The sequence below is a fragment of the Cardinium endosymbiont of Dermatophagoides farinae genome, from assembly GCF_007559345.1.
In the GTDB taxonomy this organism is placed as follows: Bacteria; Bacteroidota; Bacteroidia; order Cytophagales; family Amoebophilaceae; genus Cardinium.
In genome coordinates, this window is the sequence record NZ_VMBH01000001.1 from 1,151,161 (window position 1) to 1,168,451 (window position 17,291).

The 17,291-nt window shown below is 37.2% G+C and carries 12 protein-coding genes and 1 pseudogene; 1 reads left to right on the top strand and 12 read right to left on the bottom strand.

Going from position 1 to position 17,291, the window contains the following annotated elements; genetic code table 11:
* Positions 1-151: 151 nt before the first annotated feature.
* From FPG78_RS05420 to recG, 8 genes and pseudogenes are all read right to left on the bottom strand, one after another.
* Positions 152-1,699: a UDP-N-acetylmuramoyl-L-alanyl-D-glutamate--2,6-diaminopimelate ligase gene (locus tag FPG78_RS05420; protein ID WP_320411058.1), complete on the bottom strand. Its 1,548-nt coding sequence runs from the start codon at positions 1,697-1,699 to the stop codon at positions 152-154.
* The gene (locus FPG78_RS05425; protein ID WP_144086967.1) at positions 1,699-3,786 is read right to left on the bottom strand and encodes a penicillin-binding transpeptidase domain-containing protein; all 2,088 of its coding nucleotides are present in this window, start codon (positions 3,784-3,786) and stop codon (positions 1,699-1,701) included. Before FPG78_RS05425 ends, FPG78_RS05420 begins: the two co-directional genes overlap by 1 nt.
* On the bottom strand, positions 3,773-4,135 hold the full coding sequence (locus FPG78_RS05430) for an FtsL-like putative cell division protein (protein ID WP_144086968.1): 363 nt from the start codon (positions 4,133-4,135) through the stop codon (positions 3,773-3,775). Before FPG78_RS05430 ends, FPG78_RS05425 begins: the two co-directional genes overlap by 14 nt.
* A 40-nt stretch (positions 4,136-4,175) precedes the next feature.
* Entirely contained in the window at positions 4,176-4,313 is a 138-nt protein-coding gene (locus FPG78_RS07210) for a hypothetical protein (RefSeq protein WP_186292487.1), read from the bottom strand.
* Positions 4,314-4,675: 362 nt separating this feature from the next.
* Positions 4,676-5,836, bottom strand: a complete 1,161-nt coding sequence (locus FPG78_RS05435; protein WP_144086969.1) for a hypothetical protein — start codon at positions 5,834-5,836, stop codon at positions 4,676-4,678.
* A 225-nt stretch (positions 5,837-6,061) separates the two neighbouring features.
* A pseudogene (locus FPG78_RS08185) lies at positions 6,062-6,955 on the bottom strand (carboxypeptidase M32); the annotation flags it as partial.
* A gap of 22 nt (positions 6,956-6,977) precedes the next feature.
* Positions 6,978-7,619: a gluzincin family metallopeptidase gene (locus FPG78_RS08190; RefSeq protein WP_144086971.1), complete on the bottom strand. Its 642-nt coding sequence runs from the start codon at positions 7,617-7,619 to the stop codon at positions 6,978-6,980.
* 2 nt (positions 7,620-7,621) lie between these two features.
* Positions 7,622-9,709: an ATP-dependent DNA helicase RecG gene (recG, locus tag FPG78_RS05450; RefSeq protein ID WP_144086972.1), complete on the bottom strand. Its 2,088-nt coding sequence runs from the start codon at positions 9,707-9,709 to the stop codon at positions 7,622-7,624.
* A 1,130-nt stretch (positions 9,710-10,839) separates the two neighbouring features.
* Here recG and FPG78_RS05455 point away from each other — a divergent pair.
* A complete protein-coding gene (locus tag FPG78_RS05455) occupies positions 10,840-12,663 on the top strand; it encodes an AAA family ATPase (RefSeq protein ID WP_144086973.1) in 1,824 nt (607 codons plus the stop codon).
* A gap of 236 nt (positions 12,664-12,899) precedes the next feature.
* Here the strand turns inward: FPG78_RS05455 and FPG78_RS05460 are convergent, their stop codons facing one another.
* The 4 genes from FPG78_RS05460 to FPG78_RS05475 all read right to left on the bottom strand — a co-directional run bounded on the left by FPG78_RS05460 (position 12,900) and on the right by FPG78_RS05475 (position 16,977).
* Entirely contained in the window at positions 12,900-13,535 is a 636-nt protein-coding gene (locus FPG78_RS05460; protein ID WP_223262020.1) for a UDP-N-acetylmuramate dehydrogenase, read from the bottom strand.
* A gap of 17 nt (positions 13,536-13,552) precedes the next feature.
* Positions 13,553-13,930, bottom strand: a complete 378-nt coding sequence (locus tag FPG78_RS05465) for an FAD-binding protein (protein ID WP_144086975.1) — start codon at positions 13,928-13,930, stop codon at positions 13,553-13,555.
* Between the two features lie 72 nt (positions 13,931-14,002).
* Positions 14,003-15,544, bottom strand: a complete 1,542-nt coding sequence (locus FPG78_RS05470; protein ID WP_144086976.1) for a hypothetical protein — start codon at positions 15,542-15,544, stop codon at positions 14,003-14,005.
* Positions 15,544-16,977, bottom strand: coding sequence for a hypothetical protein (locus FPG78_RS05475; protein ID WP_144086977.1), 1,434 nt, complete (start codon positions 16,975-16,977; stop codon positions 15,544-15,546). Before FPG78_RS05475 ends, FPG78_RS05470 begins: the two co-directional genes overlap by 1 nt.
* Between the last annotated feature and the right edge of the window lie 314 nt (positions 16,978-17,291).

Here is a 17,291-nt window from a genome sequence, read left to right on the forward strand (position 1 = left end):
CAGCAGTTTTTAGGAGAAGCGCAGTCGAGCACAGCAGCATACTAAATGTATTTGAGGAGCATAGACAAGCGCCAAAATTGCCATTTAGCAATAGGTTTTGCAGAAGGTCTATTGTTGATAAGCGCTTACAAGGGGGAATGCTTGCCTATTTTTAGACAGTATGGCCAGCAGGTTGGGATTGTTTTGGGCGACCTAAAACTTCTTGAACAATTTTTTCTTCACAGAAGTAATGTTTTATTCCATTGATTTCCTCATAATGTTGATGGCCCTTCCCTGCTATTAAAATGAGATCACTTGAACGAGCGATGGAACAAGCTGTTTTAATAGCCATAGCTCTATCTATTATATGGAGTACCTTTGGCAACACTGCTTCAGGTACACCTTGCTGCATGGAATAAATAATTTCCTGTGGATCTTCATTTCTTGGATTATCACTGGTGAATATAGCGATATCACTGCTTTGAGCTAAAATCTTCCCAATCATAGCCCGCTTTTGTGGATCACGATTGCCGCCACAACCCATAATGGTAATGAGCCTACTGCTGACAGGAAGCATGGAACGTAATGTAGTAATTACTTTTTGAATGGCATCTGGTGTATGGGCATAGTCTATCATCACTTGTTTTGATCCGCCATGATGCACTTTATTCATTCTGCCTAGAATAGGGGGAATGGCTGAAAGCGCTACCAAACCCTCCCAACTATTCAAACCCAAAAGCTGAGCGGCACCATAAGCAGCCAATAGGTTGCTGGCATTGAATGCACCAATTAATTGAAACCAAACGGAATGATGAGACAAACCTCTTTCGGAAACGATTTGTGATAAATTAGAAATCGGATTCCGAAAGAGGTCTAATTCTAACCCATCCAGGGTATTGCTAACTATCTTTGCTCTAAAGTCAGCAGCATCTTGCAGTGAAAAGGTAAACTTGTTAGCCTTACAGTTTTGCAGCAAAATGGAACTATTTCTATCCTGCTGGTTCACAAGAGCAAAAGCGGTAGTAAGTAGGTGATCAAAGAGTTTTTTCTTAGTCTGAATATAATGTGCAAAATCAAGATGGTAGTCCAAGTGTTCATGGGTGATATTGGTAAAAATGGCACCTGTAAAATCTATACCTGCTAAGCGCTCTTGAACAATAGCATGTGAACTAGCTTCCATAAAACAATATGCGCAGCCTGCTGCTACCATAAGGTGTAAAAGTGACTGTAACTGCAATGCATCTGGGGTGGTATGGCTAGCTGGATAGGTTTGATCGACTACTTTATTATGTATAGTAGACAACATACCGGCCTTATAGCCCATCTTCATGACCATATTATAGAGCAGGTGTACAACGGTCGTCTTACCATTTGTACCGGTCACGACTACTACTTTTAGTTTTTTACTAGGCTGGTCATAAAAGTTGGCCGCCATCATGCCAAGTGTGGTCGCAGTAGAGGCAACCACGATATAGGTTACAGCTGGTTGCACCAGCTCAGGTAAGCGCTGGCATACAATAACACTACTGCCTGCTGCTATCGCCATGGCTATATAGTTATGGCCATCTACTTGGCTACCACCCACTGCAACAAAACAAGAATGGGCACCTGCTTTACGGCTATCAAAACAAAGGGATTGTATGGCTATATCAGTTGAACCTACTATTTTTTGTACCGGTATACCTACCAGAAGTTGTTGAAGTTGAAGTTGTTTCATCATTACTTTAATAGAATGGTAATCTGATTAGCAGTTACTTTAGATTGTTTTGAGACCACACCATGTATGTTTCCTTCTACGGTAACATTGAGACCATTGTTTTCTAATAGAAAAAGGGCATCGCGTAGTTTCATATGCAATACAGACGGCACCTCCTTTGAAGCTTGAGGTGTATAGGGTTGAAATGTACCTCCTTCCAAACTGGTTTTTAAGCTTCCCCAGCTTTCTTTTGCATTTAAATTTTCAGGTATAGGGAGCTGAAGGGATTGATATAAAAAAGCCAATTCGCCAGCATTACCTATGTTAGAAAGTGCGATTGGATGCGTATTTACCGATCCATTAATAGGTTTTCTTGCCTGCAAATCTTTTCCAGCTATTCTATCGACAATATCTTTAAATATAGGTGCAGGAACCTCAGCACCAAATCGAAAGGCTTCTCCTTGCGGGCTGTCTACCACAATGATACAACTGTAACGCGGATGATCTGCTGGAAAGTAACCGGCAAATGAAGTAAGGTGATGGTCTGTATACTTCCCATCTACCAATTTTTGAGCAGTACCTGTTTTACCAGCTATTTTATAAAATCCATGTTTAATGCGCCAGGCCAGCCCACGTTCTACTGTTCCTTCTAACATCACTTTGAGTTTACGCAACGTTTCATCTGAACAAATCTTTTCCTTTAAAACAGTGGTTGGAAAAGTTTGAACGATACCATTAGGTGATTGAATCTGTTGTACAAAAAAGGGCTTAACCATTTTACCATTATTAGCCACTGCATTGTAGAGTACCAATAGCTGCAGGGGTGTAATCTGTAAGTTGTAACCAATAGAAAGCCATGGAAGGGCCACACCACTCCACATTTTGCTTTTCGGAGTAATCATATAGGGTTTTCCTTCTCCAGCTAACTCAATGCCTAAGGGTTGGTGTATGCCTAATTGCTCAATATAGTCAATAAATTTTTGAGGGTTTGCACCAAATGTTTGTTGAATGGCCATGGAGATGCCCACATTAGAAGATTTCTCAAAGACTTCTTGCAAGGTTAGTAATCCATACCCTCCTTTTTTTACATCTTTCATCCATCTATTATAAAATTGAATCGCACCATGCCCAGTATCTATCGGCTCAGTAAGCGGCCACCCCGTTTCTTCTAATAAAGCCAACATAGATGCCAATTTAAAAATAGAACCTGGTTCAACTGTACCTTGGTTACCAATGGCATAGTTATAAGATTCTATATATTTTCCAGATTCCGTACGGGCTAAATTAGCCATTGCTTTAATGGCTCCAGTAGCCACTTCCATTACAATAGCGCAACCATTTTGGGCATCTGTTTTTTCAAGAACGGTTAACAAACTACTTTGGGCTACATCTTGTAGATTGATATCCAGTGTAGTCACTAGATCAGACCCATGTACAAGAGGGAACATGCTACTTTCCGGAACTTTTTTCCAATTGCCACCGACTACTTTCTGATAAAGTGCCTTGCCATCTACCCCTTTTAATGTTTCGTTAAAAGAATATTCTAACCCAGATGCATGCCGCGCCCTATGTATACCAATGGTACGCCTAGCCAATTCCTTAAAGGGGTTGTAACGTTTATATTGCGCTTCAAAAATTACACCTCCTTTGAACTTGCCTTGATTAAAAATGGGCCAACGGCTCATTTTTTTCTTTTCTTCATAGGTGACGTGTCCTTTATGCAACAACAGATACCTTCGTTTTTTAGCACGGGCATCTACAATCCGCTTCTTATAGTATGCAGGAGGATTATCTTTATAAAAATCAGATAATGCTTGACTGAGTGGATCTATTCCTTTTTTAAAGACCTCATCCGAGGCCACAACAGGGTCTAAAGCAACGCTATAAAAATTTAAAGAAGTAGCCAATAAAGCGCCATCATGGGCATAAATATTACCTCTAGATGCTACAATAGGTCTATATTCTAACTGTGCAATTTTAGCACAGTTGCGCCATCTATCTACTTCTATAAACTGCAAATGCACTATTTTCCATGCAATAAGGATTATAAAAAATATAGCAGCAAGAAATACTATCCTGGCACGTAATAAAATTTCCTTAGTAAAGCTCACTTTTCTTGTTAACGCTTATGATATAAGGAGGAACCTTACTCTCATAAATAGCCAACCGGGCAACCTTTTTAGCCACTTCTGATTGTTTGCTGTCAAACATATAACTGGATTGCAACCGCATATGTTTTACCCGAAGGCCATCTACTACAGGCTGTAATTGATGGATCCTATGTAACATTTTTTCATGATAATGTGCATTCCAAATATAAAGCAATCCCAAAAAGAAAAGATAAAACAAACGAGATAAGTAGTAAGGGGTATTGAGCGCAGTACGGTTTAAATGTAATAGCTTTTCTAACTGACCAAATAGCGTCAATTTCTTAATAGATTTATAGGTATTTTCTCTCATTACCAAATAGTTTAATATTGTAATGTTTTAATCCATATAGCTACGTTTGATCTAAGCATCTTCTTCTTTTAGATGCCGATAGCCCCTGTGCATACTTGGTTTTATTTACATAATAGCCTGTTCTGATAACCCTTTCAACGTCTGAATAGCCAATAGGTAATGCATTAATCTTACGCATAGCTTGTATTTGTTTTTACCTCCTTAACATCAGCTTGAGATTTAGACTGCTAAAGAATAGTTTAAAAAACTCCTTTAACAAAGAAGCCGGCTATAAATGTAGCAAAATTAGTCGAAATTAGGTTTTCCAGAAGGTCTTATATCGCGCTGCTGATGCCGTATCGTTAAGTACCATCCAAATCTAACCATTTATTGGCGCTTTAATGCATTTTAATGATCTCAGCGATGAGTGGGAAATGGTGAGATTAGCAAACACTGCGCCGTAAAGGGGTCATCTAAACTAATCTTCTACTCATTTTGATACCAAATTCACTACACGTAAGTTTTTATAAAGAGTGTTTTTGCTTTTATGGTATAATATTACTATTTACTGATGGAATTTATAAATTCTGCTATGCGTTTTACAGCCTCATTAGATTCTATTGCAGTAGTGTTATCTCGTCCGTTGAAATATACGTCAAAAAGCAGCATAAAATTACGGCAATGAAAATAATTACCAGGCAGAATATATGTTTGCACATTGTTAGGATAGCCACCATATCTATCCTTTTTTTTCGCACATAGTTGACTTTCTTTAGAAATCATATTATCATGACTTCCATTCTTCTCTCCAGTAATGACATATGAATAGCCCTCATTAAATTCCTTACGTGCTTCAGAGGATAGTTCAGGAGTTTTATTAGTATCAGAACGAGTATCAATATACTTAGTCATATCCTCTGCCGTACCACATATTAGGAGTATAGAGGTACTATGGCTTCTACTATATATAAACTCCTGTGTTGCTTTAATAACCTTAGAATTTGTAAACACATCTGTTAACCCTGTAAGGGTGGATATCTTATAAGTAGAGCGTATCTTCTTAGGAATAAAACGCGTAGAGGAGATAGCCATACGCGCAAAAGATACTTTAAGTATGTCTGAAGGTTTTATAATATCATATCCATATGATTGTAGTATCGGGTTTACTTTTCCCGCAAAAGATCTATACTTCCAAGTATTATCAGCTATATCCAGACCATCTAAAGGTGCGCTCGTGGATACTATACCGCTAATATTCAGTTTAGGATCACGACTATTTTTCTCTGCGATGTTAATCATTACAAGCGCACCCTGGCTATTTCTAGCAAAAAAGAGTGGAAAATTTTTAACAATTGATGGAATCCTGCCCTTTAGAGAATTCGGCAATCTATTTGTAAACTCATCTGTTAACCTTTTTATTGTTTCATTAATTACTAGATCTGCTTGCTTACCTATCGATAACTTCTCAGATGAATCGTTCTCTCTACATGTTGACATAACATATATAAATCGATTTTCCAATTCTTTTTCAAGTTTTTCTGCACAAGGCTTTACTGGACTATTCTGATTATTCATACTATAACCATGCAAGAATATTATACCACCCTTGAGCCCTAATAACTTATAAATTTCTTCGTTACTCATTTCTTCGTTACTCAAATCCTTTAACTTCTCTGAGTCCTTGATTTCGCTTCCAGGCAAATCATTATTATTTATTCCCATCCGATGATGTTGCCCGCAGCTATAGAGCACGTAAACTAGGATTAAAAAAAAGTATTTTTTAAGGTTAAGTTTTAACATTAGATTATGAAACTTTAATTAGAAAAATTTTAAGATAACGGGGCTGAGTTGATTCAATCAAACCAATGGATTATTTCTACTATCCCTTTAGCCTTTCAACCACACTTCCAAAGGATAAATAAAAATTAGCATATAAACCTTTCTCTATCAAATAAAAAGATTGCTATACTTCTTTGTGATATAATCTTTATAAGGGGCTACAGATATGGAATGGCCGGTAACCTGTTGCATACTTTGCTGGACGGTATACATTCTACCAAATTGATGAATATGCTGGCGCAGCCAGTTATTTATGAAGGAAAATGATCCATTGGTTACCTGTACCTCCCAGTCTGGAAAAGATGCTACAAAGGCAGCAAAATATTGGGCTGCGTACATATTCCCCAATGCATAGGTTGGAAAATAACCAAAATAGCCTGAAGCCCAATGAATATCTTGTAAACAGCCTTCGGCATCGTTTGGAGGGGTAATGCCTAAAAGGTCTTGCATTTTTGCATTCCATACCATTGGAACATCTGATGCCTCAATAGTGCCCTCTATTAATTGTTTCTCTATTTCAAATCTAAGAATGATATGCAATGGATAGGTTACTTCATCGGCATAAATGCGAATATAAGAAGCTTGTATATGATTAATATGCCGGTAAAAATTAGTAAGGGATAGCTCTTTAAAAGAAGGAAATTGTTTTTGAAACTTAGGATAAATATAGGACCAAAAGGGCAACGATTTACCTACCATTACTTCCCACCATCTGGATTGGCTTTCATGTAATCCTACAGAAGCAGCCTGACCGGAAGGCGTAGCCCATTCCTGCTTAGGAAGACCCAACTCATACAACGCATGGCCGCCTTCATGCAAAACAGCAAAAATATACTCCAATAAGCCACCATCGAGGTTAGTAGTCAGCCTGACATCAGCAGGATGTATGCCAGAACAAAAAGGATGGGCAGCAAAATCCAATCTGCTATTTTGACTGCTAATGCCCATGGTTTCTAAAAGCAAATGGACAAATAGCATTTGTGATTCTTGTGGAAAAGAATGGTTAAAATAGCTGGCATAAGGGCTATTTTTTCCATCGGTTTTTTTTTACAATGGGAGATAAAAAATCTGCTAAATCAGTAAAAAATGCAGATAAAGTAGAAGCAGTTACACCGGGTTCATACAAATTAATAAGCGCATCATAAGGGCTATCTGTATAGCCTAATAGGCTGGCTTTTTCTCGGTTAAGCGCTACAATCTTTTGAAGCCACGGACTAAATAAAGAAAAATCGGCAGTTTTCCTAGCCTTTTTCCATACCTCCGTTGCAGTAGTGGTGGTCGCACAGTAGCTTTCAATAAAATCTTGAGGTAGTTTGGTAAGCTGTTTTAAATCCTTACACCATTGCTTCAGATTAGACTGCGCGGTCAAGGATAATCCTTCTAACTTAATCTGTTCCGTATCTATATCAATCATTTGCGCCAAGTCATCCAGGTAGCTGCTACTTGTTACTTCCTGATGCGCTAAGCCAGCAATATAAGCAAGTTGCTTGACACGAATATCAATGGCACCAGCAGGCATATAGGTTTCTTGATCCCATGCTAAGAGCGATTTTATCTGATGAAGCAACCGAATATGGCTAAACTTTTCTACAAAACTTTCGTATGGTGACATCATATAGGCAAATCGATAAATAAGGTAAAGATTAGACCATTGATATGGAACCACTGCTATCCTATTCTATTCCAACCCCCGGCTACAGCAAGCAATCTAGTATATTCTTTATAAATTGGCAAGTTGTCCGGATGCTGAAATTCCGGGTCTTGCTGAATAATATCTTTAGCCAACCGACATGCTGCTTCCAAAATAGCACCATCCTTAGATAAGTCAGCTATTTTTAAGTTTAAAACGCCACTTTGTTGCAATCCCATTAGATCCCCTGGACCACGGAGCCTAAGGTCTAACTCGGCTATTTCAAATCCATTATTTGTCTTAACCATAGTTTCTATTCGTTCTTTTCCCACTTTGCTCAAACGATAGTCCGTCATTAAAATGCAATAGGATTGCGCATTGCCACGACCAACTCTTCCACGCAGCTGGTGCAGTTGAGATAATCCAAATCGCTCTGCACTTTCTATAACCATTACGGTTGCATTGGGTACATTCACGCCTACCTCTATAACGGTTGTAGTCACCAAAATCCGTGTTTCATTTTTTTCAAAACGTTTCATTTCTATATCTTTGGAGGCGCTATCCATTTTACCATGCATGATTCCAATTGGAATATCTGGAAAAGCCCTACAAACAGATGTGTAACCAGCCATTAGATCGTTGTAATCCAATGCAGCGGAGGCTTCAATAAGGGGATAGACAATATATATTTGTCTGCCCAATAGCAGTTGCCCGCTTATAAAATGAAAAACCTTTAACCGAGCATTTTCATAGTAGTGTTGTGTTTGAATGGATTGCCTTCCTGAGGGTAATTCATAAATAGTAGAGATATCCAAGTCACCATAAAAAGTCATGGCTAGAGTCCTTGGAATAGGTGTAGCAGTCATAATAAGCATATGGGGCGCGTAAACTGGGTTTTTAGTTAAAAGACCTGCACGTTGTGCCACACCAAAACGGTGCTGCTCGTCTATTACAAAAAAACCCAACTCATTAAACGAAACATCATCGCTTAGCAAAGCATGGGTACCCACTATAATGTGTAGGATGCCTACTTTAAGTCGATATAAAATATGTTCTCGTTCTTTTTTTTTGGTACTTCCTGTCAGCAAAGCAATATTTAAATTCAATTGCCCGGCAAAGAGATGAAAACGTTCAAAATGCTGCTTGGCCAAAACTTCGGTGGGTGCCATAATGGCTACTTGCGCCTTACTGGCTATCACCACCAACATGGAAAGAAAAGCAACAATTGTCTTTCCGCTTCCCACATCACCTTGCAAAAGCCTGTTCATCTGTTTGCCAGAACTTAAGTCGCGGTAGATGGCTTTAATCGTTTCCTTTTGACCATTTGTTAAATGAAAGGGTAAATAGTTGTGGTAAAATAGATTCAATAACGATACATTATTAAAAATTTTACCATTTTGCTTTTCTACACGAACCTGCCTTGCCTTCAGCAATTTTAGTTGAACATAGAATAATTCCTCAAACTTAAGCCTCCTTTGGGCTTGTTTTAGTAGTGTTTGGTTACCTGGGAAATGGATATTTTTAAAAGCCTCTTTTAAAGAAAGTAGTTTGTAACGCGTCAATAGATATTGTGGTAATGTTTCTTCTACAGTTGCACCAAGCTGACTAAGTAGTTTTCTTTGCAAGCAAACTATTCCTTTAGCATCTAGCTGATTGCGCTTTAACCTTTCTGTGCTATGGTATATGGGTAACAATTGAGTTTTTTCAACCTGATTTCCAAATAAAAAACAAATTTCTGGATGAATAAGTTGCTTTTGACCTTGCGGTGAAAAAACAGGTTTTCCCCAAATGCGGTATTGCACGTTTGGTTTGATTTTCTTGATAATCCAAGAAAAGTTATGAAACCATATCAGCTCTAGTTGCCCTGTATGGTCTTCAAACAACGCTACTAGTCTTTTTTTACCTTTATCTACTTTTTGCAAACTTTTAATATACCCGTTCAATTGTACGCCTGGGGTAGCAGGGGTTAATGCGGCAATAGTAGACAAGTTGTTTCGGTCTTCATATCGAAACGGATAATGCCTGAGCAGATCTTCGTAGGTATGTATATTTAATTCATGCTTAAGCAACTGGGCTTTGTCCGATCCTGTAAGTAGCGTTATATCTCTAGAGAAAAAATCATCCATAATAAGACTGTTCAGGATACTAGACCTTAGGTCTATGGTTGGCGTTTTTATTTGTCCACACCTGTCTAAACACCTATTATAAGTAATTTGATATAAATCAAAAAACTTATTCCTTATTACTCGGTGGATTTGTGGAAAAGTATGCATGAAAAATAGCATTGTGCATAACTGCCACTGGCATGCTTTAGTTATCCACTGGCTTATTAGATTTCTGATTTAATAAAAGAGATGATGTCTATGTAAATTATTTTATTATATTGATAATCAATTATAAAAAATTAATTATTAGATACAATAGTATACGGAACGTATATATAAATTATTTTGATTATCAGATATTTATAATATAACGGTAGCTACAAATAGTTTAAATAGGTGGTTTTCAGTAAAAATATTATTAGACCTTCTTCAAAACCTATTTGTGATCAGCAATTTTTAGGAGAAACGAAGCCGAGCACCGCAGAATACTAAATGTATTTGAGGAGCGTAGGCAAGCTTCGACACCAAAATGGCCATTAGAAATAGGTTTTGCAAAAGGTCTAGTCAACCAACCTATTTTAGTAGCTGTAAATCAGATAGATAAATAAACATAGCATTTATGCTATTGTAGCAATATAGTGTCATACTATGGTAGATAAGTAGTCCAGCGTGTGCATAAAAAGTGTATAATTAGATTCTTAATAACTTTGGTTATATCTCTTAATATAAATGATATAAATGTTGATGTAGCCATTTTTAGCATATTGATTTGTAAGGGATCGTTTATAAGTGGGTAGATATGTAGGTAAGTTGTGGAAACTTTATAGGAAAGCGTTGATACTTTAGACCTTCTTCAAAACCTATTTGTGATCAGCAGTTTTTAGGAGAAGCGCAGTCGAGCGCCGCAGAATACTAGGTGTATAAGGAGCATAGACAAGCTTCGACACCAAAATTGTTATTAGAAATAGGTTTTGCAGAAGGTCTTTTATAAGCCATAGTAATGTCTTTATTTTGGAGCAAAGGTGGTATATTGTGTTAGGCTTCTTAAGCAGTTGTTGATGGGTTCGTTATTGTATGGAGGGTTGCAGGTGTTATGTAGTCCAGTATGCTATTATTTTTAGCTATAAAAACCAAACCAAACTACTTACGAAATGAAGTATATAAAAGAGGATAAAGCAACGCAAGTGGAAATAAAGAACAAAGCTGTGGGGGAAAGTTATATCCCCGTTGGAAGTCCTGATGTTAAAGAGATGATCGTTCAGGGATTATATGCAGATAAAACTGCCTATATCGCTAAACTCTTTAATACCAACAGTATATATTACTTATTCATAAGACCACGTAGATTTGGTAAATCACTGCTCCTAGATACCATAGATCAAATAGCTAAAAGCAACAAAGAACTGTTTAAAGGATATGCTATTTATAATAATAAAACATATAAATGGAAAAAATATCCAGTTATTTGGTTAAACTTCTCGGAGTTGGCTAAAGATAACCCAACAGGGTTGAAAAAGAGCCTGAACAGAAAATTGTATAGAATTGCTAAGTATTATAATATTCAAGATCAGATTAATATAGAAATCAATGAAGCTTGTGAAGATTATTTATCAGAAGTATTTGATTTATTAATGCAGATTGATAATTATGAACCTACTCCTATTATCTTAATCGATGAATATGATAGTCCATTAATTTCTTGCGAAAAAGAGCAGTATAAAGCGGTGCTTGCTGTGCTTAGTTCTTTTTTTAAAGTTTTAAAAGCGCGTCAGAAGGATTGTAAATTTATTTTTGTAACAGGCGTCACTAAATTCCACTTATCTGGCCTTACCTCAGGGGCCAACTCGGCCAATGACATATCGTTGCATGAAGATTACGCAGAGATGTTGGGTTATACAGAGGAAGATGTAGATAATCTGTTTCTTAGCAAGGATATGATTGTTAATCAGGTACTTGAAAAACTTAACAGAAAAAAGACGAGAGAAGAAAAGTACACACTTATTCAAATAAAACAAGCGTTAAAGGATTATTATAATGGTTATTGCTTTACATCTGATAAAATTATAAGCGTTTATAACCCAGATTCTATATTAAAATTCTTTAGAGATAGCGTATTTGGTAACTATTGGTTCAACTCTGGTAATCCTACAATCTTACTACAACAAATCAAAAACAATATCGATAGATTTACCATCGTTTGGGATACACCCAGTCTTGTAATCAATCAGCTGGCATTTGAAAGCCTGGCGGGTTCTCTTGCAGAGATACCTTTACTCCCTTTAATGTACCAAACGGGTTATCTTACCCTGGATCCTAATGGATATAGAAAGGACACGCGAGTAGATAAAAACGGAACAGACTATTATTTAAAGTTTCCTAATCAGGAAGTAAAATCTGCTTTAAGTTTAACGCTAGCTAAGGTTATGGACGAAATACAGGAGGAAACAGGTAAGCAATATAGCACTTCAATCCTTAGTAGCTTAAGAAATAAACAGTGGTCTGTTTTTTTGAACTATATTCGAAGTGATTGCTTAGCTAAAGCAGGCTACCGTTTTTTAGATAGAACCGAAAAAAGTTTTCAGAGGGCTTTATATTTATTTTTAAATGGTGTTTTTCATCTGGCCCATGGTATGCAAACCAGTGTTGAAGCCGATAGTGGCATAGGCCGAACAGATATCGTTATGGAAGACCATGGAAGTGGCACAAGAACGGTCTATATTTTTGAATTAAAAATAGATAAACCAGCTCTGGAAGCTTTAAAACAAATACACAGTAAGGATTATAGCATTAAATGTGGCGCATATAGTAAAAAAGTGCTTATAGGACTAACCTGTGATGCTATAAAACTCAATATTACAGAAGCAATTGTTGAGGTACATCAATGGGATGATCAAAATAATTGTAAGGAGGTGCTATATACACACTTTATAGTTGACCAGTCTGGTTATTTTAAAGAAATAACAAACCAAGCGTAAACATCTGATACCCCATCTCTAAATCATACTATTTTTACTGATAATCAATAAAATATAAAAATTTGTTTGGTGCCATTGAACAAAAGACCTTCTTCAAAACCTATTTGTGATCAGCAGTTTTTAGGAGAAGCGCAGTCGCCAGAATACTAAATGTATTTGAGGAGCATAGACAAGCTTCGACACCAAAATTGCCATTTAGAAATAGGTTTTGCAGAAGGTCTAAATATTGCCACCGGTTATTCAATAGTGCCACCTACAATATTCACTTCTGGTATAAGGGTAATATCAAACTGGTTTTGTACTTTTTGTTTGATTTCGGTGGCTAGGTTTATAATATCTTTACCAGTAGCGCCTCCATAATTTACAAGTATAAGCGCATGTGCGGCATAAACGCCTGTATTGCCTTGACGTAGACCTTTAAAACCTGCTGCTTCTATCAGCCAGGCTGCTGAGATTTTTATCTGTTTATGGTCTTGCGTGTTGAACGCAATTAATGAGGGGTATTGCTGCTTAAGCCATTGATGGTGTGCTGTAGCTATCAAAGGGTTCTGAAAAAAACTGCCTGCATTACCTAAAATAGCGGGATCAGGTAGTTTTTGCTTTCGAATGGCAATGATGGCCTCGCTTATTGCTTTGAATGACGGCCGTTTGATTTCCATTTTTTCCAGCATGTTTTGGATTGCTTCATATGCTATAGAAAAATTTTCTTCTTTATGTAATGCAAGCGTAATACTTGTAATTAAATATTGTTGCTTCCATTTTGTCTTAAAGAAGCTTGTTCTATACTCAAAGCCACATGCAGAGGCCTGCAAAGTTATTTTCCTGCCAGTTGATAGCTCAATTGCTTCAACACTATCCAGTACATCTTTCAATTCTACGCCGTATGCCCCTATATTTTGTATGGGGGCGCCACCAACCGTTCCGGAATAAGTGATAAATTTTCTATCCCTCCATACCCCTTTTTGATGCAAAATAAGACAAGCTGATGCCAAGGTACACCTGCCCCTGCTTTAATCAGGACTTTATAACGGGTTTCTTCTATTACTTCAATACCCGGTAGTTGAACATGCAGTATATAACCAGGGAAGTCTTTGGCAAATAGTGTATTGCTACCACCACCTAGGATATAAAAAGGTGTTTGGTTAATGGGTACTGCAGCACAAAAATCCGCTATATCTTTTAGGCTATTCAGCTGAATATAATGGGCTGCACATGCTGGAACCTTAAAGCTATTTAATGCTTGTAAAGGGTATGGACAATGCATCATAAAGGATAAGAAAAAAGGCTTGATCTTTTGGTTACTGCTTTATGCATAAAACAAATAGCGCATATAAAGGCCCTACGTGTTAATTTTTTTGGTAAAATTAACTTTTCTTCTATTAAATACATCGAACGCAAAACCAGGTGTAGGTATTGGAAGCTTGAACTTCCAGTCTTTGTTATTTTCTTTTTCCAAGAAACAAAAATCCATAGAAAATTTAAGCAAAGGGATAGCTTTATTAGATAATACTCTGCTTAAGAACCAAAGTTTTGTACCTATAGTATCAGAAGTAGGATTATAGACAGCATTCATCTGATTTATGTTTCTAGTTTTAGAATGATAATACCCCTCGATCCATATTTTCTCTAAAAACCAAATCAGCGGTATGCCACACTCTGGATGAGCTAAAGGACACCCATACACTAAATTAATCTGTTGTGTCCAATGCGATTTATCAGCTATGGTTAGCCGTTGAGTAATAATTGGATTTACTTTAAAATAGTGGTGATTTGCAATCCCTGGGATATAAAATTCAGCATTAAAACAAAGTGTATTTTTATAGCTCCATAAATCATTATTTTTATATTCCCATTCATATTCCCATAATGAATTGGCACTCTTTTTAAAATCATTAAAACATATGTTAAGTTCTTGGCTCCAGGGTGCATAAAGATCCCTTTTACTTTTGGTTGACACATTTTTTATATTAAAAGTATATGTTGTAATATAACCTATTTTTTTGTTTGTATCGCATCGGCTTAGATCCATTTCAGCCTTTAGATATGTTTTCCCTGAAGAACTTCCTAAAGTGAAATAATAAGGCAGTTTTATGCCTAATTTTAATGCTGGTATCCAGGATATTTCATTTGGTATCCGCAATCTTCTACCTAAGCCGTCGAATACTGTCGATTCTTCCTGTTTATACCTACTACCTTTGATATCTACTTTCAAGACTGGATAAAAGGTTCTATACCTTACCTTGAACCCTAATTCAGTTGTTTTATGCGGATTACTCCTAACCTTATTGAGGATATTAAAATTTTGGTAAAAATAGGGGGTAGCTTTCAGGGTTTCCTGTAAGTTAACCAATGAGAAAGGTTCGACCTTGATGCTTCTATCATCCCAATCGGGTGCCATGGCTGGTCCAATAAAAGTAGCATCATCTTTTGCAAAGTTGTAGGTAGCAAGGGGATATACATGGTTAGGAACTTTTTCTAAAATATCACTATTATTTTCTTGTGCAACCAATGGTTCATAATACCTTATGGATTTATCTTCTACCTCCTCTAGAGGGGTCCACGAAAGGGGATCAAAAGGCATAACTGCTATATCCATACCATTTTTGGTATAATCATTGAAAACAAGCTGATTGGTTATAGGATCCACCATTCCCAAATAGGCGCCATATTTCCTTGAGGTAACTTGAAAACAAGCTTTTGTAGGCAAATGCATCGCATAAATATTATCAATACCATTGTAGGAGCTGTTATAGAGCAAATAGTCCTTATATAGCTTAGGGTAGCTTCTATGTTCATAGCTGTAAGGCAAGAGTACTTCTACTTTACTGGTGACCACATTGATGCGTAAAATAGTATTTTTTTGATCCTTGGTTTTTACCACTATGATATGGTCTTCACCAGACCAACTGGGGTTAGGTAATACCCTTCATCGGGGTTATCGATTTTTTTGACCACCTTACCAGATTTTGTTTCTAAAACAACCAAAAGATGTTTACCGCTTTTATCGGATTCTACAGCAACGAGTTGATGGGTTGTAGGGCTCATAACTAGTGCGGCATACCTATTGTTTGCAATAAGTGTGCGTCTTTTTCTTTTTTTAAAGTCATAATATTGTAAACGAGTGGTTTGCTGATTCCTTTTCCAAGGATGCTGGCATCCTTCTAGCCATGCTGAACATCCTTCACCTATGGCAAAAGCAGCAGGTGGAAGACCACTATCATGTATAAAGTGAAATATGGTTTTGTCTTTGCCAAGCGATGCGGCTGTTTTTTTCGATGCAGTAGGTGCAATCTTAACCTGAGCCAGTTGATCACGCAAGCCTATACCTTTCTTACAAGCGATCAGGTTGCCTGATTTGTCGATAAATGGATTGATATAGTCAAAACTATCATTTGGTTTTTTAATGGTAAGCTGGGTTGCAGGGGTGATCTTTAACCCTTCTAACTGTTTTTGCCAACCAAGCAATAGCTCTTGGTTCATATCTTTATATACTTGTAATATGGACTTTTTAGTAACCTTTTTGATGGCATGGTAAAATCCAAAATAGGGCAGACTCTGCACGGTTTTTTCAAAAATGGATTGAATCGCGTTTGCGCCATACTTTCTTCGAATATGTGTAGTAAAATAATAACCTATGTGGTATTCAGATTCCATATCATGTTTCAATGAACCAAAAAGTTGCCTGCTCAAACTGGCTTGGCCGCGCTCTAGAAGATTCGCCTTATATGTCTTTTCCCACCCAGGTAAACGCCCTCGACCACTTTTTGAAAGCGCTGTTTCAATGCCAACCGCATCACCCTCTAGGAAAAAGCTGTTCACGCCGCATACAGCGATAACATTCACCCAAAAATATATAGGCCTAAGCCAAATAGGGGTACTATGGTATTGAATGCTATGTTGTACGGCATGTCTAAATTCATGTATGCATACCATACTTAACCAATCGGTATTGCCAACAAAATAGGGATCAGAGTGGTATAAGGTGTAAAGAGATATATAGCGCAGGAGCGGTGTAAAACATGCGTTAAGTATAGCAGATTCATTGTTTAATATTACACGGATAGAACGAGGATATACCCCCAATGTTTTAGAGACAGGTTTATATATTGTTTCAAAGGTGTTGGCAACACGCTCGGCTGAGCCAGCGCCACCTTTATCAAACAATATGCTAAAATGAGGGGTTGCTATTTTTTGTGCTGCGTTGGCGTGGGTAAAAAAGCCAAGCAATAGAAAACATAAACAATGGATAACAGCGGTAAAAGATTTCCCCCTTTTTTGTTGAAACAAGATGTAGAATAAATGATATGGAAACATATAATCAGTAATTAAGTTGTGCCTGCCTGAATATAGGCGATGGATCGCCTGTCTTTTTTGATCCTATAAGCTAATTAAATAAATAGGACTTTATGAAAATATAAAGATGCGTCAAAGTATATTGCCACTACTGGCTCACGCTAAATCTCAATAAGTTTGGTCTAATAGATCACATCATACAAAACATCAGACCTTCTGCAAAACCTATTGCTAAATGGCAATTTTGTGGTCTATGCTCCTCAAATACATTTAGTATTCTGGCGACTGCGCTTCTCCTAAAAACTGCTGATCACAAATAGGTTTTGCAAAAGGTC